The 20714-nt window shown below is 71.6% G+C and carries 16 protein-coding genes; 7 read left to right on the forward strand and 9 right to left on the reverse strand.

Annotated elements, in window-relative coordinates; all coding sequences use genetic code 11:
* Positions 1-42 precede the first annotated feature (42 nt).
* Positions 43-1446 (forward strand): glycoside hydrolase family 28 protein, encoded by a 1404-nt coding sequence (locus tag VM685_RS14615; protein WP_325460903.1) that lies wholly within the window; start codon positions 43-45, stop codon positions 1444-1446.
* Between the two features lie 5 nt (positions 1447-1451).
* Entirely contained in the window at positions 1452-2825 is a 1374-nt protein-coding gene (locus tag VM685_RS14620; protein WP_325460904.1) for a glycoside hydrolase family 28 protein, read from the forward strand.
* On the opposite strand, the gene VM685_RS14625 is transcribed toward VM685_RS14620, so the two are convergent.
* The 7 genes from VM685_RS14625 to uxaC all read right to left on the reverse strand — a co-directional run bounded on the left by VM685_RS14625 (position 2797) and on the right by uxaC (position 12969).
* Entirely contained in the window at positions 2797-4395 is a 1599-nt protein-coding gene (locus tag VM685_RS14625) for a pectate lyase (RefSeq protein WP_325460905.1), read from the reverse strand. The two genes, VM685_RS14620 and VM685_RS14625, sit on opposite strands and share 29 nt — an antisense overlap.
* Positions 4396-4434: 39 nt before the next feature.
* Positions 4435-5829, reverse strand: coding sequence for a hypothetical protein (locus VM685_RS14630; protein WP_325460906.1), 1395 nt, complete (start codon positions 5827-5829; stop codon positions 4435-4437).
* A 471-nt stretch (positions 5830-6300) separates the two neighbouring features.
* Positions 6301-8619 carry a TonB-dependent receptor gene (locus VM685_RS14635; protein ID WP_325460907.1) on the reverse strand — a complete coding sequence of 773 codons (2319 nt, stop codon included), beginning with the start codon at positions 8617-8619 and terminating at the stop codon, positions 6301-6303.
* An 83-nt stretch (positions 8620-8702) separates the two neighbouring features.
* The gene (locus VM685_RS14640) at positions 8703-9668 is read right to left on the reverse strand and encodes a FecR family protein (protein WP_325460908.1); all 966 of its coding nucleotides are present in this window, start codon (positions 9666-9668) and stop codon (positions 8703-8705) included.
* A gap of 97 nt (positions 9669-9765) precedes the next feature.
* The gene (locus VM685_RS14645) at positions 9766-10311 is read right to left on the reverse strand and encodes an RNA polymerase sigma factor (protein WP_325460909.1); all 546 of its coding nucleotides are present in this window, start codon (positions 10309-10311) and stop codon (positions 9766-9768) included.
* Positions 10312-10395: 84 nt separating this feature from the next.
* Positions 10396-11451: a LacI family DNA-binding transcriptional regulator gene (locus tag VM685_RS14650; RefSeq protein ID WP_325460910.1), complete on the reverse strand. Its 1056-nt coding sequence runs from the start codon at positions 11449-11451 to the stop codon at positions 10396-10398.
* Between the two features lie 69 nt (positions 11452-11520).
* Entirely contained in the window at positions 11521-12969 is a 1449-nt protein-coding gene (uxaC, locus tag VM685_RS14655) for a glucuronate isomerase (protein WP_325460911.1), read from the reverse strand.
* 53 nt (positions 12970-13022) lie between these two features.
* Between uxaC and VM685_RS14660 the strand changes: the two genes are divergently transcribed.
* From VM685_RS14660 to VM685_RS14680, 5 genes are all read left to right on the forward strand, one after another.
* Positions 13023-14531, forward strand: coding sequence for a UxaA family hydrolase (locus VM685_RS14660; protein ID WP_414693378.1), 1509 nt, complete (start codon positions 13023-13025; stop codon positions 14529-14531).
* A 31-nt stretch (positions 14532-14562) separates the two neighbouring features.
* Positions 14563-16023: a mannitol dehydrogenase family protein gene (locus tag VM685_RS14665; RefSeq protein WP_325460913.1), complete on the forward strand. Its 1461-nt coding sequence runs from the start codon at positions 14563-14565 to the stop codon at positions 16021-16023.
* A 100-nt stretch (positions 16024-16123) separates the two neighbouring features.
* Positions 16124-16951: a 2-keto-4-pentenoate hydratase gene (locus VM685_RS14670; RefSeq protein WP_325460914.1), complete on the forward strand. Its 828-nt coding sequence runs from the start codon at positions 16124-16126 to the stop codon at positions 16949-16951.
* A 23-nt stretch (positions 16952-16974) separates the two neighbouring features.
* Complete coding sequence (locus VM685_RS14675) at positions 16975-18258, forward strand: MFS transporter (protein ID WP_325460915.1); 1284 nt, start codon at positions 16975-16977, stop codon at positions 18256-18258.
* A 93-nt stretch (positions 18259-18351) separates the two neighbouring features.
* Positions 18352-18972, forward strand: coding sequence for a DUF6134 family protein (locus VM685_RS14680; protein WP_325460916.1), 621 nt, complete (start codon positions 18352-18354; stop codon positions 18970-18972).
* A 4-nt stretch (positions 18973-18976) separates the two neighbouring features.
* Here VM685_RS14680 and kduD read toward each other — a convergent pair whose 3' ends face one another.
* Both kduD and kduI read right to left on the reverse strand, forming a co-directional pair.
* On the reverse strand, positions 18977-19735 hold the full coding sequence (gene kduD / locus VM685_RS14685; RefSeq protein ID WP_325460917.1) for a 2-dehydro-3-deoxy-D-gluconate 5-dehydrogenase KduD: 759 nt from the start codon (positions 19733-19735) through the stop codon (positions 18977-18979).
* A gap of 2 nt (positions 19736-19737) precedes the next feature.
* Positions 19738-20583, reverse strand: coding sequence for a 5-dehydro-4-deoxy-D-glucuronate isomerase (gene kduI / locus VM685_RS14690; RefSeq protein WP_325460918.1), 846 nt, complete (start codon positions 20581-20583; stop codon positions 19738-19740).
* Between the last annotated feature and the right edge of the window lie 131 nt (positions 20584-20714).

The following is a 20714-nucleotide window of genomic DNA, read 5'->3' on the forward strand; positions in this document are numbered from 1 at the left end:
CCTCCCCTGGGCGCCCGCCTTTTCATTTTCCGGGAGTTCCAGATGCTCGACCGCCGCGACCTCCTCGTCACCTCCGCGGCCGCGCTCCTCGCCTCGCGCGCCGGCGCCGCCGAGCCCGATCCGTGGGCGCAGGCCGCGGCCATCGTCGCGCGCATCCGGCCGCCGACCTTCCCCGACCGCGACTTCCCCATCGACCGCTACGACGCCGACCGCGAGGCCGTGGCCGACTCCAGCGCCGCCATCGCCAAGGCGATCGCCGAGTGCCACGCCGCGGGCGGCGGGCGGGTGGTCGTGCCGCCGGGCGACTGGGTCACCGGCCCGATCCACCTGAAGAGCAACGTCAACCTGCACGTCGCCGAAGGCGCGACCCTGCGGTTCAAGACCGATCCCAAGGCCTACCTGCCGGTGGTGTTCACCCGCTGGGAAGGCATCGAGCTGATGAACTACTCCCCGTTCATCTACGCCTTCGAGTGCGAGAACATCGCCATCACCGGCAAGGGCGTGCTCGACGGCCAGTGCAGCCGCGAGCACTGGTGGACGTGGAAGGGGCCCTGGAAGCAGAACCAGCACGGCTGGGTCGAGGGCATGCCCAACCAGCGCCCGGCCCGCGCGAAGCTGTTCCAGATGGCCGAGGACCGCGTCCCGGTCGCCGAGCGGGTGTTCGGCGACGGCAGCTATCTGCGCCCGCCGTTCATCCAGCCCTACCGCTGCGCCAACGTGCTGATCGAGGGCGTCTCGCTGCGCCGCTCGCCCTTCTGGCAGGTGCACCCGGTGCTCTGCCGGCACGTCACCATCCGCGGCCTCAACATCAACAGCCACGGCCCGAACAACGACGGCATCGACCCGGAGAGCTGCCGCGACCTCCTCATCGAGGACTGCTTTCTCTCCACCGGCGACGACTGCATCGCGGTCAACTCCGGCCGCAACGAGGACGGCCGCCGGCTCGCCACGCCCTCCGAGAACATCGTCATCCGCAACTGCCGCATGGCGGACGGCCACGGCGGCCTGACGGTCGGCAGCCAGATCAGCGGCCACGCGCGCAACATCTTCGCCGAGAGGTGCCGGCTGGACAGCCCGGACCTCGACCACGCCATCCGCTTCAAGAACAACGCCCTGCGCGGCGGCGTGGTGGAGAACTGCTACTTCCGCGACCTCACCGTGGGCCAGGTGCGCAAGGCCGTGGTCACGGTCGACTTCAACTACGAGGAAGGCGCCAGGGGCCGCTTCACGCCGGTGCTGCGCAACGTCGTGGTCGAGCGGGTGACCAGCGGCAAGTCGACCCGCGTGGCCGACCTGCAGGGCTTCGAGAACGCGCCGATCTACGACCTCACCCTGAAGGACTGCCGCTTCGACGGCGTGGCCGAGCCGTCGATCGTGAAGAACGTGCGCGGGCTCAGGCTGCAGGACGTCACGGTGAACGGCCGCCCGGTGCGGAGCCTGGTCTAGCTCCCATGCGTCCCCTCCTCGCGCTCGCCGTCGTGGCCGCCTTCGCCCTCCCGCAGGCCGCCACCGCCCAGTCCACAGCCGCCGACTGGAAGATGGCCGACGAGATCGTCGCCGCGATCCAGGCGCCGCGCATCCCCGCGCGCGACATCCGGGTGCAGGGCGCGGCCGACGGCAGGACGGACGCGCGGCCGGCGATCATGGCCGCCATCGACCGCGCCAGCCGCGCCGGCGGCGGCAGGGTGGTGCTGGGCCCCGGGGTCTGGTTCTCCAAGGGCCCCATCCACCTGAAGAGCCGGATCGACCTGCATCTCGAGAAGGGCGCCACCCTGCTCTTCTCGCCCGAGCCCGCCCACTACCTGCCGGTGGTGAAGACCCGCTGGGAAGGCACCGAGGTGATGAGCTACTCGCCCCTCCTCTACGCCGCCGGCGTCGAGGACGTGGCGATCACCGGCGAGGGCGTGATCGACGGCAATGCGAAAAGCGGCTTCCACGCCTGGCACAGGCTCGCCGAGCCCGACTTCCGGCGCCTGCGGAAGATGGGCTTCGACGGCGTCCCCCTGCGCCGGCGGGTGTTCGGCCCGGGCACGCACCTGCGCCCGCCGATCATCCAGTTCATGGGCGCCAGGCGCGTGAAGCTGGAGGGCTACACCGTCCGCAACTCGCCCTTCTGGGTGAACCACCTGGTCTACGTCGACCACGCCGTGGTGCGCGGCATCCGCGTCGAATCCATGTTCCCCAACAACGACGGGGTGGACGTGGATTCCTCCTCCCACGTGCTGATCGAGACGTCGGTGTTCCGCACCGGCGACGACTCGGTGGTGGTGAAGTCCGGGCGCGACCTCGACGGCCGCACCGTCGGCAGGCCCTCCACCCACGTGGTCGTCCGCAACAACGACATGGGCGGCGAGGACGGCATCGCCCTGGGCTCGGAGATGTCGGGCGGGATCCGCCACGTCTTCTTCACCGACAACGTGCTGCGCAAGGGCCTGTCGGCGATCCGTTTCAAGGCCAACCTCGACCGGGGCGGCACGGTGGAGCACGTCCGGGTGCGCAACTTCACCGTCGAGGACTTCGGCACCCTGTTCTGGTTCCAGCTCGACTATCCGAGCGAACTGGGCGGGAACTTCCCGTCCACCTACCGCGACATCGTCTTCGAGGATTTCAAGGTGCAGAACGTGGGCGTGGTGTTCGACGGCCACGCGCCGGCCGCGGCCCCGCTGAAGGGCGTGCTGATCAAGGACGTCGCCATCGCCTCGGCCAAGACCAACTTCGTGCTGGAGAACGTCCAGGATCTCCGGCTCGACAACCTGACGATCGGCGGCCAGCGCTACGACGGCCGGCTGTCGGCCGTCAGCGCCCCTGCTCCAGCCACCCGATGAGGGTGCTCATGTTCTCGATGTAGTGGGCGATGGAGACGCCCACCGGCCCGTCCCTGACCGGGTACGGCGAGGTGTCCCAGGCGTCGCCGACGTGGGTGGAGGCGTAGTCGCCCGGCGTCGGGGTCTTCGGACCGGGACCGCGGTAGGGGTTGCTCATCGCCGCCAGCCGCGAGGGCCACCAGCCCTCGGCGTTCAGTTCGGACAGGATCTTCCCCACCGCCTCGCCCTTGTTCTCCGCCGGCGGGGCGCGCACGGCGTTGAGGTCGGAGGTGGAGATGTCCTGGTTGGCGAAGAACCGCGGCAGGACGATGGGCGTCTTCGAGAGCAGCGGCGAGTTGCGCGACGCCTCGGCCGGCGGCGTCGCCTTCAGCCGCTCCAGCCGGCGGCGCATCGCGGCGACGTCGATCTTCCGGTAGGCGGAATAGTGGCCGAGCGTCTTCTCGTCGCTGTGGTCGGCGAAGTAGCGGCCGTTGACGACGTTCGAGCCCGTCCGGTGGACGTAGAGCGGCCGGTCCGTGCCGATCTCGATGAAGGTGGGGTGCGTGCGCCCGTCGGGCCGGGCCTTCGCCAGCTTCACCTTGTCCAGCCAGTCCAGCCCCTCCCCGACCCGCGCCAGGAACTTGGTCTCGCCGGTCAGCTCGTAGAAGCTCATCAGCTGGGCGAGGTTGGTCGCCGTGGTGTGGGTGGCGAGCGCCAGCGGCTCGTAGCTGCGGGCCGCGGCGGGCTTCAGGTCGAGGTCGTGCTGCAGCGCCCATCCCGGCTGCGGCTGGCCCTGCTGGGTGACCAGGAAGCTGGTCATCGCGCGCCGGATCGCGTCCAGCACCCGGGCGTCGCCCAAGGTCTGGTAGACCATGACCAGGAACTTGATGTTCTCGCCGGCCACGTCGTCGTTGAAGGTGATGTAGCGGGCGTACGCCGGCCCGTCGTCGGCGTGCGGATGGCGCTGCGGCCAGCCGCCCACGGGGTACTGGCTCTCCAGGACGAAATCGATCGCCCGCTCCAGCGCCGGCCGGTACTTCGGGTCGCGCTTCTCGAGGTAGAGGCGCAGCAGGAACTGCATGGCCTCCGACGTGCCGGCGTCGTCGAAGGTGGCGTTGCCGAGGTAGTGGTGGAATTCCTCCATCCGCCAGGCGTTCTGGCCATAGGTCTCGTACCAGTCGCGGATCGAGCCCTCGCCGCCGAAGTCGATCAGGTAGTTCCAGCCGCCCGAGGCGTGCTGGCCGTAGATCAGGGCGCCCGCCACCTGCTCGGCGGCGGCGTAGTACGGGTCCTCGCCGGTGGCGTGGAAGGCGTCGAGGTAGAGGTGGCCCATGGTCGCGGTGCCCGGCGGCTGGACCCAGACCATGGTCGGCTTGGCCTCCAGCTCCCCCCAGCGGCGCGAGAAGTCCGGCAGGTAGCTCCACACATAGCCGCCGTTGTAGGCGACCTTGTCGGTCATGAAGCGGGTGGCGCGGCGCATGGCCTGCAGCACCGCCTCGCGGGCCGGCGCCGTCTGGGCCGCCGCCGGGCCGCCGGCCAAAGCAGCCGCGCCGGCGAGGAGCGCGGCGCGGCGAGTTAGGGGACCACTCATGGTCGGCATCATGACACCGGTGTCAGAGCAGGCAAGAGGTCAGCGGCCCCGGCGGGTTTCGAAGATGACCTCCGGCCAGGCCGCAGGCGCGGCGTCGAGCAGCGGCGCCGGCGCGCCGCCGAGGTGCCTGTCGAAGAAGGCCAGCGCATAGGCGTTCATGATCGCGCTCGCGCGCCGGGGCTCGGCCGGCCCGACCAGCCGCAGGGCCCGCGCCACCGGCGTCGCCGCGAGGAACGGCGCGTCGGCGAACCCGGGGTGGAAGACGCCCGGGATGAGCACCAGATAGCCGTCGCCCCGCAGGCCGGCGAAGGCCGCGCGCATGCTGGCGTCGGTCTCCATGACGTCCGCCTCCCGCCATCCTTCGGCGCGCATGGTGGCCACGTCGCGGCTGATCCACATCACCGGCTGGCCGAGCCCCGCCCGCACCACCTCGGCCGGGACCACCGCGTCCATGATCAGGCAGGCGCGGAAGCGCCGATCGCGTTGGCAGGCCGTGGCGGTGGTCATCCCGCCCAGGGAGACCCCGAAGAGCCCGAGCCGCTGCAGGTCCAGCCGGCCGGCGAGACGGCCCTCGGGGTCGTCGGCGTTCAGGGCCTCCAGCCGGTCGGCCACGAACTGGGCGTCCTGCGCGAGCACCGGCACGCTCCCGTCCACGAACGCGCCCTCCATCATCCGCGGATCCATGCTCGTGACGCGGCCGTCCGGGAAGACCACGCCCGCGGCGGCGGAGGGATGCTCGATGGCGGCCACCACATAGCCGCGCGAGACCAGGGCCTCGGTCATGTAGGTGTTGTGCTGCCGGTAACCGCCGCGGCCGTGGGAGAAGATCAGCACCGGCCGGGGGCCCAGCGCCGCGGGCGGCGCGTCCTCGATGGCATGGGTCCGCACCAGCTGGAGGTGAGACATCACGAACGGCGGCAGGCCCAGCACGCGGGCGATGGGGGCGAGCGCCGCCCCGTCCTGCACGTAGCGGGCGCGCGGCCCGTCCGTCGGGCGCGCCGGGTACCAGACCTGGACCATCACCTCGCGGCGGTCGGCGGGATCGGCGGTGAACGGGTCCGGCCGCGCGGCGTCGGTCCAGTGGTAGGTCGTCGTGCCGATGGCGTAGGGCCCGTCCGGCTCCGGGAAGCGGAACACGGGGAAGGCCAGGGAGACGGCCAGCGCCAGTCCGAGCGCCGTGAACCCGAGCGCCAGGCCGGCCCGGCGCGCGGCGGCGCCCGCCCTGCCCCGCCACAGGACCGCCAGCAGCAGCCCTGCGGTGAGCACATAGGCGGGGGCCATCTGCCAGCGCGGCGCCTCGACGACGAGATGGGCTCCGGCCGCCAGCGCCGCCGTCAGGGCCGCGGGCCGGGCGAACCTGCGCAGGCGCGGCCACGCCAGCGCCAGCAGCGCGGCGAGGTCGGTCAGAAGGAGCAGGATTTCGAGCGCCCGCATGGCTGGCACGGTCCCCCGGTCTGGCCCGCGCCACCATGACACGGCTCAAGCCTGGCTGCATGGAGGGGGTTCGGGGGAAGGGAGAGGCCCCGGCCGAGGTGTGACGTCTCGGGCCGGGGCAAGATCCCACGCCGGCGACTGGAGAGCCGGCGCGCATTGACTTTCCAGGGCGCGAGCGCCTCGTGCGGCCCGAGCCAGCCGCGATCAACGCAGCCACCGTAACACTCTCGCAAGGAATGGCCAACTCGGCTGTAGCGCCGCAGCAAACAACAAGGCGCGGCCCCTGACGCTCTCCTACGTCAGGGCCGCGCTCGTCTCGGAGCGACGCGATGTTTGGGCTCGGATCGCGCGCCGCCTCGATAGGACGCCGTGGTCTGCGGCGTCCGCTCGACCGAACTTCTCCAGAAAGCCAGGTCGCGGCTTAGACGACGCCGCCCCCGCCCCTCCCTAGGTCGGGTCCCGAAAAATTCTTCAGTAGGTGGCGAACACCGTCACGCCGAAGGTCCGCGGCCGCTGCGGCGTGATCTGCTGGGTCTGGTCCGGGTTGAACGGATTGCCGAACGCGAAGGTGTCGCCGAACGCATCCGTGGGATTGGCGACGAAGACCTGCAGGCCGACGTTGCGGGCGCTGACCTCCGCCAGGAGCCGCGTGCGGACATAGCCGCCCATTTTCGGCCCGTTCGACGGCTCCCAGGTCAGCCGCGAGCGGCCGACGTACGCCGCCTCGCCCGTCAGCCGAAGCAGCCAGTCCCCGGCGATCGGGCGCTCATAGCTCACCACCGCCCCGCCGGAGAACGGAGGCGCGCCGGGCAGCTCGTCCACCAGCCGGGGGGCGAAGTTCAGGTTGGGGTCGCTGGTCTTCACGTGGGAGACGCGGCCGTTGACCTGCGCCAGCAGGTTGTCGGTCCAGCGGAACGCCAGCTCCGTCTCGAGCCCCAGAATCCGCGCGTCCCCGGCATTGGTCGTATAGGGGATGCCCGAGGGCCGGAACTGGTCGGTCTGGATGTTGCGCCACAGATCGTAGAAGACGGCCGAGTTCACCGCCAGGCGACCGTCCATCGTCTCCACCTTCGCGCCCAGCTCGAAGTGTCGCAGCCGGTCCGGCACGAACAGCTCCCGCTCCACGGGCAGGGGCTGCGCGCCGCCGGAGTTGACGCCGCCGGCCCGGTGCCCCTCGGACACCACCGCGTAGAGCAGGTCGCCGGAGGACAGTTCGCGCTGGACCGAAAGCTTCGGCGAGAAGCCCTGGAACTCCACCTCCCGCTCGAAGCTGCGGGGCTTGAAGAGTTCGGAGATCACGCGCGAGCTGGTGCGCGTCCGGTGCTTGAACACCCGCCCGCCGAGGGCCGCCGTCCAGCCGGGCGCGAACTCGTAGGAAGCCTCGCCGTACGCCGCCAGCTCCTGGAAGCGATCGCGCCGGTCGTCGCTGTAGACCGGCACGTCGAGGCGCACGGTCCCGATGGTGTTCTGCGCCAGCAGCTCGTTGGGCGAATGCGCCGAGGTCCGCGAGCCGTAGAGGCCGACCAGCCACTCCACCGGCCCGTCCTCGCCCGAGACGAACATGTCGTGCACCAGCATCCTGGTGCGGCTGCGCTCCGAATAGGCCGAGGTCTGGGCGACGTTGGTGTAGCGGCTCTGCACCTTGGTGGCGTCGTAGAAGCTGCCGTAGGCGTGCCGCACGAAGCCCGTGGAGGAGGTGCAGTCCCCCCACGTCCAGTGGCCGCGAAGCGTCGCGGTGGCCAGGGTGATGTCGTTGACGTGCGGCTCGGCGATCCGGTTGGCCCGTTTCAGGCCCTGGCCCGGCGTCGTGTAGTGGGTGTCGTCCGAGCGCAGGTGCTGGCCCGCGCCGGTCACCGTCAGCGACCAGGTGTCGTTCGGCCGAACCAGCAGGGTGAGCCGACCGCCGCGTCGCTCGGTGCGGTCCACGTCCTTGCGGCCGAGGTTGGTGTCGTCCAGGTGGCCGCCCTGCACCTCCTGGTAGCCGGACGCCCGGATGCCGGCCACGCCCCACAGGGGCAGGTTCACGAAGCCCTGCACCGCGCCGCTGGGCGAGCCGCCGCTGGTGGTCGCCGCCGAGGCGCGGATCTCGGCCTCCAGCGCGTTCAGGTCGGGCTTGCGGGTGACGATCCGGTAGACGCCGCTCAGGGAGCCCGCGCCGTAGAGCGCGCCCTGGGGCCCGCGCGCCACCTCCACCCGCTCGACGTCCACCAGCCGCAGGTCCGGGTCCGGGGCGTTGTAGTTCAGCGGAATCTCGTCGAGGTAGGTGGCGACGGTCGAGCGCGTACGGCCCGTGTAGGCGCCGTCCGACAGGCCGCGGAGCAGGAGCTTGTTGCGGCCGGGGCCGAGGTTTGTGGCCAGAACCCCCGCGAGCTGGGTCGCCGCGTCGCCCACATCGGTCGCGCCGGTGGCCTCCAGGTCGCGACGCGGCGCCGCCGAGATCGCCACCGCCAGTTCCCGCGGGTTGCGCGGCCTCTTCGTCGCGGTGACGAGCAGCTCGGAGACCGTGGCGGGCGGCGGGGGCGCCCTGGGCGCAGCCTTGGCGGGCGGCGTGATCTCCACCGTTCCCGGGGCCACGAGGCGCCAGCTGCACGGCGCCCCGTCCAGCAGCCGGTTGAGCGCCTGCTCCACCGTGTAGGCCCCCACCAGGCCGGACGAGAGCGCGCCGTCGCAGGCGCGCGCGCCGACGAGGGTGATGTTGGCCTGCTGGGCGAGGTCGAGCAGGGCCTCGGAATAGCGCTTGGGCTCGATGTGAAAGCGCACGAGCGCCTGCGCCTGCGCCGCGCCGGGCAAGCCTAGGACCACGCCGACACCCGTCAACGCGGCCGCAAATTCCCGACGCCTTGAGATGGTTCTTTCCGCCCTGACGTTCGGCGCTACTTCGGAAGAAGCTGCAGCCCCCGCTCGGAAGGTACTGATCTTATGGGGAGCATCAAGGACAGACGCTGCGTCACGGCGCCCGGGTCGTCCAGGACGATGACGCCGGTGATCCGGATGTCCGCCAGGGCGGGGTCGCCGATCTCGATCTGCTGCGGGAACTGCCGGTTCAGGTCGGCCACCACCGCCGACAGCGGCTGGTCGCGGTAGACCAGCCGGCCGGAGCGCCAGCTGAAGGCCTCCTGCGGATCGACGCTGCTGACCTTGGTGACGCCGGCCGGGTCGATGGCCAGCTTCTGGCCGCGCACGAGCATCACGGGCGCAGCGGAGACCGAACCCGCCCCGGGGCGCACCTGCACCTTGCCCTCGGCCACGGTGACGGCGAGCTCGCCGTCCCGGTTTCGCACGTCGAACTGGGTGCCGACCACGCGGACCACATGCTCGGCGGCCGCGACCGTGAAGGGCCGATCCTGGTCGGGGGCCACGTGGAAGATCGCCTCGCCGTCCTCCAGGACCACCTGCCGCTCGCCGCGGCCGAGGCTGACCCGCAGCCGGGTCTCGGCGTTCAGGTCGACGGTCGACCCGTCGGCCAGCGCCACCCGCTGATGCTGCGCCTTGCCCGTCTGGTAGGTGTCCCAGCTCGGCTTCGTCAGCATCGGCGGCAGGACGGCGACCGCCAGACCGGCGGCGATCGCGAAGCCGCCCGCCCCCATCAGCCAACGGCGGCTGGGCGCCGGACGCCGGCGCGGCCCCGCGAGCTCGGCCAACACCTCGGCGGCGCGGGATTCGTATTCGTGCCAGATGGCGAGCGCCTGCCGGTAGGCGGGGGCGTTGCCGGGGGCTTCGGCAAGCCAGGCTTCGAACGCCTCCCCGTCGTCGGACGAGACGTCCTGGCGCTGCAGGCGCGCAAGCCAAGCGCCGGCTTCCGCCGTCGCTCGCTCGTCATGCGCCGCCATCGTGCTCATCGGTTCGCCTGCCCGGACCGCGCCAAGGGCGCTGGACGATCATTCAGACGGCGCCGCAGCACCCCAACCCTAGGTCCGGCGGCAAATTCCGTGCCGATCATGACCGCAGCCTCTGGGAGAGGTTGCGGATCGCCGCCTGGATGTGCTGCTCCACCATCTTGCGCGAGATGCCCATGGCGTCGGCCGTCTCGGCCTGGCTGCGGCCCTCCAGCTTGTGCAGGCGGAAGGCCCGCTGCATCTGCGGCGGCAGGGTCTCCACCGCCTCGGCCAGCAGACGGATGCGCTCGCGGGCGATCAGCGACTCGTCGGCGGCCGGCTCCTGGACGACGTCCTCCCCTCCCACCGTCGCATGGCTGTCCATCCGCCACTGGCCGTCGCGCCGCGCCGCCCGCTGGGTGCTGCGGATCTGGTCGGTCAGCAGGTTGGCGGCCATCCGGTAGAGCAGCGCCACCGGCGCGCGCACCTCGCCCCGGGCCTCCGCCCCGTCCAGCTTGAGATAGAGGTCCTGCACGAGGTCCTCCGCCTGGGCCATCGAGCGGGTGCGGGCCGCCAGGAACAGCAGGAGACTCTCGCGCCGCTCCAGGAAGGCGCGCAGCAGCGGGCTCTCCGCGGCGCGCCCTTCGGACGGCTCAGAAGGCCCCAACGCTCTCCCCCCAGATGGTCATGCCGCGGCGATCACGGTCGTTGAGAGTGCGATACGGCCGAACGGGCGGACATGGCAACGGCGTCACGCAGGCCGGGCGGTGGACTCGCGCACGATCAGGGTGGGCTCGAACTCGGACGGCTCCGTGGCGGCCTTCGCCTCGGGATCACGGAGCAGCATCTGGGCCGCCACCCGGCCGATCTCGCGGATCGGCAGGCGCACGCTGGTCAGCGGCGGGAACAGCCGCGGCGCGGTCGGGCTGTCGTCATAGCTCACCACCGACAGGTCGCCGGGAATCGAGAGCCCCGCGTCGCGGGCGGCCTTGTAGACCCCCGCCGCCATCTCGTCGTTGCCGGTGAAGATCGCGGTGGGGCGGGGCTTCAGCCGGAACAGCTTCTCGGCGCAGGCGACGCCCGAATCGAAGGTGTAGGCGCCGACCAGGGAATAGCGGTCCTCGAGCGCGATGCCGCTCTCGGCCAGGCCCTCGCGGAACCCGCCCCGCCGTTCGTGGGCCGAGCGGAAGGTGTCGGGACCGGAAATGTGGGCCACCACCTTGTGGCCCAGCTCCACGAGGTGGCGGGCGGCCTGGTAGCCGCCGTGGCGGTCGTGGGTCACCACGCTCGAATCCGGCTCGTCCAGCCGGATCCCGGCGATCCGCACATAGGGGCAGTCGAGCTCGGTCAGCAGGCGCGCCACCCGCTCGTCCTCGGAGACCGAGGGCGGGATGACCACGCCGAACAGCTTCTGGCGCTCCACGAAGCCGCGCACGTCGGCCAGGAAGTTCGGGCTCGACCGGTCGCAGGGGTGGACCAGGAGCTCGAAGCCGGAGCCCCGCACCGCGTCCAGGATGCCCTGCAGCATGTCGATCACGTACTGCGGGCTCGGATTGTCGTAGACGAGGCCGATCAGGAACGAGCGGCGGAAGGCCAGCCCCCGGGCCTGCGGGTCCGGCGCATAGCCCAGCTCGGCGATGATCGCGTTCACCCGCTCGCGGGTGTCCGCCTTCACGAACGGCGACTGGTTGATCACCCGCGAGACGGTCTTCTTGGACACCTCGGCCAGGCGGGCGATGTCGTTGATCGTCGGCCGTCGGCTGGCGTCCCAGACGAGCGTCGGTCGCGATGCTTTCGCTTCGGTCACGCGGGGTACGGCCTCCTGTAACGCGACTTCATAGCGCCGGAGGACCGGCCCGCGCCAGAAGCTGCGCCATCAGACCGCCTGCGCCAAGGGCGCCGCGGCCGGCCGGTCCAGCTTGTAGGCGCGCTTCGGCAGATTGTAGGCGAGGTCCACCGCCACGTCGCGCGCCTCGGTCTCGTCCAGCCGGTGCTCGGTGACGAGCCTGGCCAGGAAGCCGCAGTCCACCCGCCGGGCGACGTCGTGGCGGGCGGGAATCGACAGGAAGGCGCGGGTGTCGTCGTTGAAGCCCACGGTGTTGTAGAAACCCGCCGTCTCCGTCGTCTGCTCGCGGAACCGGCGCATGCCTTCCGGGCTGTCGTGGAACCACCAGGCGGGGCCCAGCCGCAGGATCGGATAGTGGCCGGCCAGCGGGGCGAGCTCGCGGGCGTAGCTGGTCTCGTCGAGGGTGAAGAGGATCACCGTCAGGTCCCGCTCGTTGCCGAACCGGTCCAGCAGCGGCTTCAGCGCCTGGACGTATTCGGTGGCCATCGGGATGTCGGCCCCCTTGTCGCGTCCGTAGCGGTCGAAGATCTGCCGGTTGTGGTTGCGGAACGAGCCCGGGTGGATCTGCATCACCAGGCCGTCGTCGAGGCTCATCCGCGCCATCTCGGTCAGCATCTGGGCGCGGAACAGCTCGGCCTCGGCCGGGGTCGCCTGGCCGGAGAGCACGGCAGCGAAAAGCCGCTCGGCCTCGGCGACGGACAGGTCGGCCGTGCGCGCGGTCGGATGGCCGTGGTCGGTGGAGGTCGCGCCGGCCTCCATGAAGGCCTGCCGCCGCAGGCGGTGGGCCTGCAGGTAGCCGTCCCAGCTCTCCACGTCCTGGCCGGTCAGCTCGCCGAACCGGGCGAGCGCGTCGCGGAACTGCTCGTGCTCGCAGTCGATCACCGGGTCGGGACGGTAGGCGGTGATCACCTTGCCGCCCCAGCCGCTGTTGCGGATCGTCGCGTGGTGGTCGAGGCTCTCCTGCGGGCCCTCGGTGGTGGCCAGGGCCTCGATGCGGAAGCGGTCGAACAGGGCGCGCGGGCGGAAGGCGTCGCTCGCCAGCTTCTCGTTGATGGTGTCGTAGTAGAGGTCGGCGGTCTCGGCGCAGAGCGCCACGTCGAAGCCGAACACCACGCTGAACACATGGGCCAGCCACATGGACGACGGCGTGCCGCGGAACAGGTGCTGGTTCTCGGCGAAGATCCGCCACGCCTCGCGCGGGTCCGCCGCCGACATCCCCGCCCGGCTCGGGATGCCCAGGCTCTCCAGCGGAATCCCCTGGGAATAGAGCATCCGGTAGAGATAGTGGTCGGGCGCGAGCAGCAGCTCGGTGGCGTTGGGGAACGGCTGGTTCAGCGCGAACCAGGAGGGATCGGTATGCCCGTGCGGGCTGATGATCGGCAGGTCCCTGACCTCGGCGTACAGGCGCCGGGCGATCGCGCGTGCGCCCTCCTCGGCGGGGAACAGCCGGTCTTCGTGCAGGGTGAGCGGCCTGGCCATGGACGTTCCTCTCAGCGCGTTTCACTGCGGCGCCGCGCGGGCTTGCCGCGCCAATGACACCGGTTACCATAGGTCCGATGAGCTTAGCAGCCTCCCTTCTGCGGATCGATCCCCGGGACGACGTGGCCGTCGCGGTCCGCGGCCTGGCCGCCGGCGGTCCGGTCGTGGCTGGCGTGGCGGCGCGGACCGACATCCCGGCCGGCCACAAGGTGGCGCTGCGCGCGGTGGCCAGGGGCGAGCCGGTGCGCAAGTACGGCTGGCCGATTGGGCGCGCCACCGCCGACATCGCCGCGGGCGACCACGTCCACACCCACAACCTGTCGACCGCGCTCGCCGGCCTCGAGGCCTACAGCTGGGAGCCCGCCGCGCCGGAGCCCCTTCCCGCCCCCGAGGGGCGCACCTTCCTGGGCTACCGCCGCAGGGACGGCCGGGTCGGCACCCGCAACGAGATCTGGGTGCTCTGCACGGTGGGCTGCGTGGCCCGCACCGCCCAGAAGATCGCCGAGGCCGCCAACCGCCGCTTCGCCGGCCGCGTGGACGGGGTGGTGGCGCTGACCCACCCGTTCGGCTGCTCGCAACTCGGCGGCGACCTCGCCGCCACCCGGACCATGACCGCCGCGCTCGCGGCCCACCCCAACGCCGGCGGCGTGCTGATCATCGGCCTGGGCTGCGAATCGAACCAGCTCGCCCCCCTGCTGGAGGAGGCCGCCCTCGACCCCGAGCGCCTGCGGGCCTTCGCCGCCCAGTCCGCCGAGGACGAGCTGGAGGCCGGCCTCGGCGCCGTCGAGGAGCTGGTCCGCGTCGCCGAGCGCGACGTCCGCGAGCCCTGCCCGGTCTCCGACCTCGTGGTCGGCCTGAAGTGCGGCGGCTCCGACGGCCTCTCCGGCCTCACCGCCAACCCCCTCGTCGGCCGCATCGCCGACAAGGTCTGCGCCGAGGGCGGCGCGGCCATCCTCACCGAGATCCCGGAGATCTTCGGCGCCGAGCGCCTGCTGATGGCCCGCGCCGAGAGCGAGGCCGTCTACGAGGACGTCGCCAGGGTGGTGAACGACTTCAAGGGCTACTTCCTGGGCCACGGCGAGCCGGTCTCCGAGAACCCCTCTCCCGGCAATATCGAGGGCGGCATCACCACGCTCGAGGAGAAGTCCCTGGGTGCGGTGCAGAAGGCCGGACGCGCGCCGGTCACCGAGGTGGTGCGCTACGGCGGCCGCATCCACGGCAAGCCCGGCGTGGCGCTCCTGGAGGCGCCCGGCAACGACGCGGTCTCCTCCACCGCCCTGACCGCGGCCGGCGCCACGGTGATCCTGTTCACCACCGGCCGCGGCACGCCGCTCGGCTTCCCCGCCCCGACCCTGAAGCTCGCCACCAACTCCGGCCTCGCCCAGCGCAAGCCGCACTGGATCGACTTCGACGCCGGCCGCATCGCCGCGGGCGAGCCAATCGAGCGCGCGGCCGACGCGCTCATGGACCTCGTCGTGGCCACCGCCTCGGGCCGCCCCACTCGCGCCGAGGAGAACGGCGAGCGCGAGATCGCCCTCTGGAAGCGGGGCGTCACGCTTTGATCTTCTCTGTTCCGCGGGTTGGGGGGACGGCTTGAGCTTGGTTCCGCGCCTCTCGAACGACACCCTGGCCCTCGTTCCCACGTCGGTCGAGACCCCGGCCTACGACCGCCGCGCCGCGAAGGTCGGCGTCGTCCACTTCGGGCCGGGCGCGTTCCACCGCGCCCACCAGGCCTGGTACTTCGACGAGATGCTGAAGGCCGGCGGCGACTTCGCCGTCTGCGCGGTCGCCGTCCGCTCCGCCGACGTGGAGGAGGCGCTCGGTCCGCAGGACGGCCTCTACACCCTGGCCGAGCGCGAGGCGGAGCCGCGCCTGCGGGTGATCGGCGCGCTGAAGGAGGTGCTGACCGCGCCCCGCGCGCCCGACCGCGTGCTGGCCAGGCTCGCCGATCCGGCCGTCCGTATCGTCACCGCCACCGTCACCGAGAAGGGCTACTGCCTGACCCCCGCCGGCGACCTCGACCTCGCCCACCCCGACGTGCAGGCCGACCTCAGGGGCGACGGGCCGCCGCGCAGCTTCCCCGGCTGGATCGCCGAGGGCCTGAAGGCGCGGCTGGCGGCCAGGCTGCCGCCATTCGTGACGGTCAGCTGCGACAACCTCTCGGAGAACGGCCGGCGCCTGCACGGCGCCGTCGTCCAGTTCGCCGAGGCGATGGGCGACCTGGACCTCCGCGGCTTCGTCGCCGGCGACGCGCGCTTCCCCTCCACCATGGTCGACAGCATCACGCCGGCCACCGACGACGAGCTGCGCGACAAGGTGCGGCGCGAGCTGGGCCTGGAGGACGCCTGGCCGGTCCAGCGCGAGCGGTTCGTGCAGTGGGTGGTGGAGGACGAGCTGGGCGCCGACGCCGAGGCCTTCGCCGCCGCCGGCGTCACCCTGACCCGCGACGTCGCCGCCTTCGAGAAGGCCAAGCTGCGCCTCCTGAACGGCGCGCACTCGACGCTCGCCTATGTGGGCCTGCGGCTGGGCCACGAGACGGTCGCCCAGGCCATGGGCGACGCCCGCCTGGCCGGCTTCGTGGAGCGGACGATGCGCCAGGACATCGCCGCCAGCCTGGCGGCCGCCGAGGGTCTCGACCTCGCCGCCTACGTCGACGCCGTGCTGGCCCGCTTCCGCAACCCGGCCATCGCCCATCGCCTGGCCCAGATCGCCTGGGACGGCTCCCAGAAGCTGCCCTTCCGCATCCTGGAGACCACGGCCGAGGCGCTCGCCGCCGGACGTCCGCTCGAGCGGCTGGCGGTCCCGGTCGCCGCCTGGATGCTGTTCGTCCGCGCCCGCGCCCGGGCCGGCGAGCCGATCACCGATCCCATGGCCGACACCCTGCTCGCCCTGGGCCGCCGCCTCACCGGCGAGCCGGGGGCGGACGTCGACGCCGTCCTGGCGCTGTCGTCCGTCTTCCCGCCAGCGCTCGCCGCCGACCCGCGCTACCGCACGGCCGTGGCCGACGCCTACAGCCGCCTCGACACCGACCCGCCCACGGCGCTCAGCGCCTGACTCCGCTCAGCAACATGGCCTTGATTTGAAAATGACACCGGTTTCCTATACCTCCGCTGAGGGACCTGAAGGCAGGCCGGACGGCGGGAGGAACGAGGGTTTGACGGAGCCGGCGGCCACCCCTGCGCGCGACGGGAACGCGCTCGCCATCGCGCGCCGGTTCACCGACGCCCGTCGCACGGCCCAGGCGCTGTCCGAGTTCCCCGGCCGCCTGCCCCAGACGCTGGACGAAGGCTACGCGACCCAGGAGATCGCCATCGGCCTGTGGCCCGACGAGATCGCCGGCTGGAAGATCGGCAAGGTGCCGCCGGCCGTGCAGGCCGAGGTCGGCGCCACGCGCCTGGCCGGCCCGATCTTCCGCGCCTCGGTGCAGACCCCCGCCGCCGGCCAGGCCGGGACCTTCCCGATGATCCCCGGCGGCTTCGCCGCAGTGGAGGCCGAGGTCATCGTCCGCGTCGCCCGCGACGCCCCGGCCAACCGCCTCGACTGGACCCCCGAGGAGGCCTTCGAATACGTGGGCGAGATGCTGATCGGCATGGAGCCGGCCGGCAGCCCGCTTTCCATCATCAACGAGCTCGGCCCCAAGGTCGTGGTCTCGGACTTCGGCAACAACGCCGGCCTGGTCCTGGGCCCCGCGATCCCCGGCTGGCGCGAGCGCGCGCCGGAGAGCCTCACCTGCGCCACCCTGGTCAACGGCGTGGTCGTCGGCACGGGCTCGGCCGCCAGCCTGGAGGGCGGGCCGCTGGGCTGCTTCGCCTGGATGCTGGAGCACGCCGCCCGCCGCGGCCGGCCGCTTCGCGCCGGTTGCCTGATCACCACCGGCCAGCTCACCGGCATCCACGAAGTCGCTCCGGGGGACGAGGCGGTGGTCGACTTCGGCCCCCTCGGGAGCGTCCGTTGTACCGCTACCATCGCGCAGGCTAAGTAAGAACAACGACAAGGGAGGACCCTGTGACCGCCGAGGCGCAAGGGGCGACACCGATCGCAGTCAAGGTCGGCAACTACCGATGGATCATCGTCGGCCTGCTGTTCACCGCCATGGTGATCAACTACGTCGACCGGCAGATGCTGGGACTGCTCAAGCCCACCCTCGAGAAGGAGATGGGCTGGAGCGAGACGACCTATGCCGACATCGTCTTCTGGTTCCAGGCGGCCTATGCGGTCAGCTACCTGGCGTTCGGCCGGATCGTCGACCGGGTGGGCGCGCGGATCGGCTTCGCGGCGGCCTTCGTCATCTGGACCATCGGCCACCTGAGCTGCGCGGCGGCCCGGTCCGCCACCGGCTTCATCTTCGCCCGGATGATCCTGGGGATCGGCGAGGGCGGCGGCTTCCCGGCCGGCATCAAGGCGGTCACCGAGTGGTTCCCGAAGAAGGAGCGGGCCTTCGCCACGGGCCTGTTCAACGCCGGCACCAACATCGGCGCCATCGTCACCCCGATCGTGGTGCCGGTGATCACGCTGACCATGGGCTGGCAGGCGGCCTTCATCATCACCGGCGTGGTCAGCCTCGTCTGGCTGCCCGTCTGGCTGTGGGTCTACAAGCGTCCGCGCGAGCAGCCGAAGCTGTCGGCCGCCGAACTGGCCTACATCGAGCAGGATCCGCCGGACCCGGTGGCCCACGTGCCCTGGACGCGCCTGATCCGCACCAAGGAGACCTGGGCCTATGCGCTCGGCAAGTTCCTGATCGACCCGATCTGGTGGATGTACCTGTTCTGGCTGCCGGACTTCCTGGCCAAGCGCTACGACCTGGACCTGAAGACCTTCGGCCCGCCGCTGGTGGCCATCTACCTGCTGTCCGACGTGGGCAGCGTCGGCGGCGGCTGGCTCTCCTCGCGGTTCATGAAGAACGGCATGAGCATCAACGCCGCGCGCAAGACCACCATGCTGATCTGCGCCCTGTGCGTCGTGCCGATCGCCTTCGCCATGTACGCCGACAGCGTGTGGCTGGCGGTGGGGATCATCGGCCTGGCGACCGCCGCCCACCAGGGCTTCTCGGCCAACCTCTACACCCTGCCCTCGGACGTCTTCCCGCGGGCGGCGGTGGGCTCGGTGATCGGCATCGGCGGCATGGTCGGGGCCATCGGCGGCATGGCCATGTCGAAGTACGCCGGCTGGGTGCTGGAGCAGATCGGCAGCTACACGCCGATCTTCGTGGTGGCGGCCTCCGCCTACCTGCTGGCGCTCCTCGTCGTGCACATCCTGTCGCCCCGCATGGAGCTGGCCAAGGTCCACTGACCTCTCGCGCCCGCGAGACCTGGCGGCGTCGCACCTGCGACGCCGCCGTTTTCTTGCGCATCCGTACGCGCCGCGCGGCCGTAGTTCGGGACGATGGACACCGCCGACCTCAGCCGCCGCAGCCTGCTCGCCGTCGCCGCCGGGCTCGCCGCCAGCCCAGCCTGGGCCGCCCCGCCGGCCGGCGGCCGCCTCGCCTTCGCGGTGTTCCGCAAGCAGGCCCGGGTGGGCGAGCACCGCATGGTCTTCACCCGCACGGGCGGGCTCCTGGAGGTGGTCACCGAGGCCGACATGCGCCTCTCCGTCGGCCCGATCCCGTTCGTCCGCTACAGCCACCGGGCCCGGGAGCGCTGGCGGGACGGCCGCTTCGAGAGCCTGGAGACCAGCTCCAGCACCAACGGCAAGCGCGACCGCGTCGACGCGCGCCGCGAGGGCGAGGCCGTGCTGATCGTCACCCCCCGCGGGGAGCGGCGCGTCTCCGCCCGCACGGCCCCCCTCACCCACTGGAATCCGGCGATCCTGGAGGGCCCGCTGTTCAACCCGCAGACCGGCGCGCCGCTGAAGCTGACGACCCGGCGCGAGGCCGTCCCGCCGGGCGCGCGCTGGCTGATCCGCGGCGAGGCCGAGATCGACAACTGGTACGACCAGGCCGGCGTCTGGCAGGCGCTGCGCGGCAAGCTGCCCGACGGCTCGTGGATGGAATACCGCAGGCTCTGAGCGCTCAGCGCGCCAGCCAGCCGCCGTCCACCGGCACCACGGCGCCGTGCATGTAGTCCGCCGCCGGCGAAGCCAGGAACACCGCCGCGCCGCCGAGGTCCTCGGGACGGCCCCAGCGGCCGGCCGGGATGCGGGCCAGGATGTCGCGGTTGCGGGTCTCGTCGGCCTGCAGGGCCGCGGTGTTGTTGGTGGCGAAGTAGCCCGGCGCGATGGCGTTGACGTTGATCCCCCGGGCCGCCCACTCGTTGGCCATCAGCTTGGTCAGGCCGGCGATGCCGCTCTTCGACGCCGTGTAGGACGCCACCCGGATGCCGCCCTGGAAGCTCAGCATCGAGGCGATGTTGATGATCTTCCCGCCGCCTCGCTCGATCATCACCTTCGCGCAGCCCTGGCTCAGGAAGAAGGCCGACTTCAGGTTCACGTCCATCACCGCGTCCCAGTCGGCCTCGGTGAAGTCGAGCGCGTCGGCGCGGCGGATGATGCCGGCGTTGTTGACCAGGATGTCGAGCCCGCCCAGCGCCTCCATCGTCTCGGCGACGATGCGCGGGACAGGCTCGGTGGAGCCGAGGTCGGCGGAGACGGCGTGGAATCGGCGGCCGGTGGCCGCCACCGCCGCCGCGGTCTCGTCCATGCCAGAGCGGCCCACGGCGGCCACGTCCGCGCCGGCTTGCGCCAGCGCCACGGCGATCGCCTGGCCGAGGCCGGTGTTGGCGCCGGTGACCACCGCCACCTTGCCCGCGAGGCTGAAGGGATTGGCCGCCATGGCTACTTCAGCTGGCAGATGTCGAGGACGTTCATGTCGGTGTAGTCGAGGTTCTCCCCGCCCATGGCCCAGATGAAGCCGTAGGCGCTCGTCCCCGCCCCCATGTGGATCGACCACGGCGGCGAGATCACCGCCTCGTCGTTGCTCATCACGATGTGGCGCATGGAATCCGGCTCGCCCATGAAGTGGAAGACCCGGTTGTCCCCCTCCAGGCCGAAGTAGAAGTAGACCTCCGAGCGCCGGTCGTGGAGGTGCGGCGGCATGGTGTTCCACACGCTGCCGGGCTTCAGGATGGTCACCCCGAGCAGCAGCTGGGCCGACTTGCACACGCCGGGGATGATGTACTGGTAGATGGTCCGCTCGTTCGACTGTTCCGGCGTGCCGCGCTCCAGCGGATTGGCCTGGTCGATGGAGATGTGCTGGGCCTCCAGCCGCACGTGGCAGGGCAGCGAGACCAGGTAGAACTTGGCCGGGCTGGCGGCGTCCGCGCTCTCGAAGGTCACCGTCTCCGAGCCCATGGGGACGTAGAGGCCGTCGCGCGGCTTCAGGTCGTAGGCGGTCCCGTCGACGGTGATCCGCCCCGCCCCGCCCACATTGACCACGCCCAGCTCGCGCCGCTCCAGGAACGGATGGCCCTTGGCGCTCTCCGGCTCGCTCTGCACGGGCAGGGTCAGCGGCGCCCCCGCCGGGGCCGCGCCGCCGATCACGAAGCGCTCGTTGTGCGAGTAGTTGAGGCTGATCCGGCCGGGCTGGAACAGGCCGCCCACCTGATAGCGGTCGCGCAGCGTCTGGTTGTCGACCCCGGCCATCATGTCCGGATGCGTCGCGTGATAGACCTTGTCGAACATCGGCTCACTCCCTGTCGGAAGCTTTGGTAACCGGTGTCATTCACCTCCGCAACCGCCGGGCGGGGCGTTTCCACCCCGCGCGGCGGGCAGATTGGGTCAACGCTTGACGGGCGCCTTGCGCGTGAAGACGC

The sequence above is a fragment of the Phenylobacterium sp. genome (genome assembly GCF_035539035.1).
GTDB lineage: Bacteria > Pseudomonadota > Alphaproteobacteria > Caulobacterales > Caulobacteraceae > Phenylobacterium.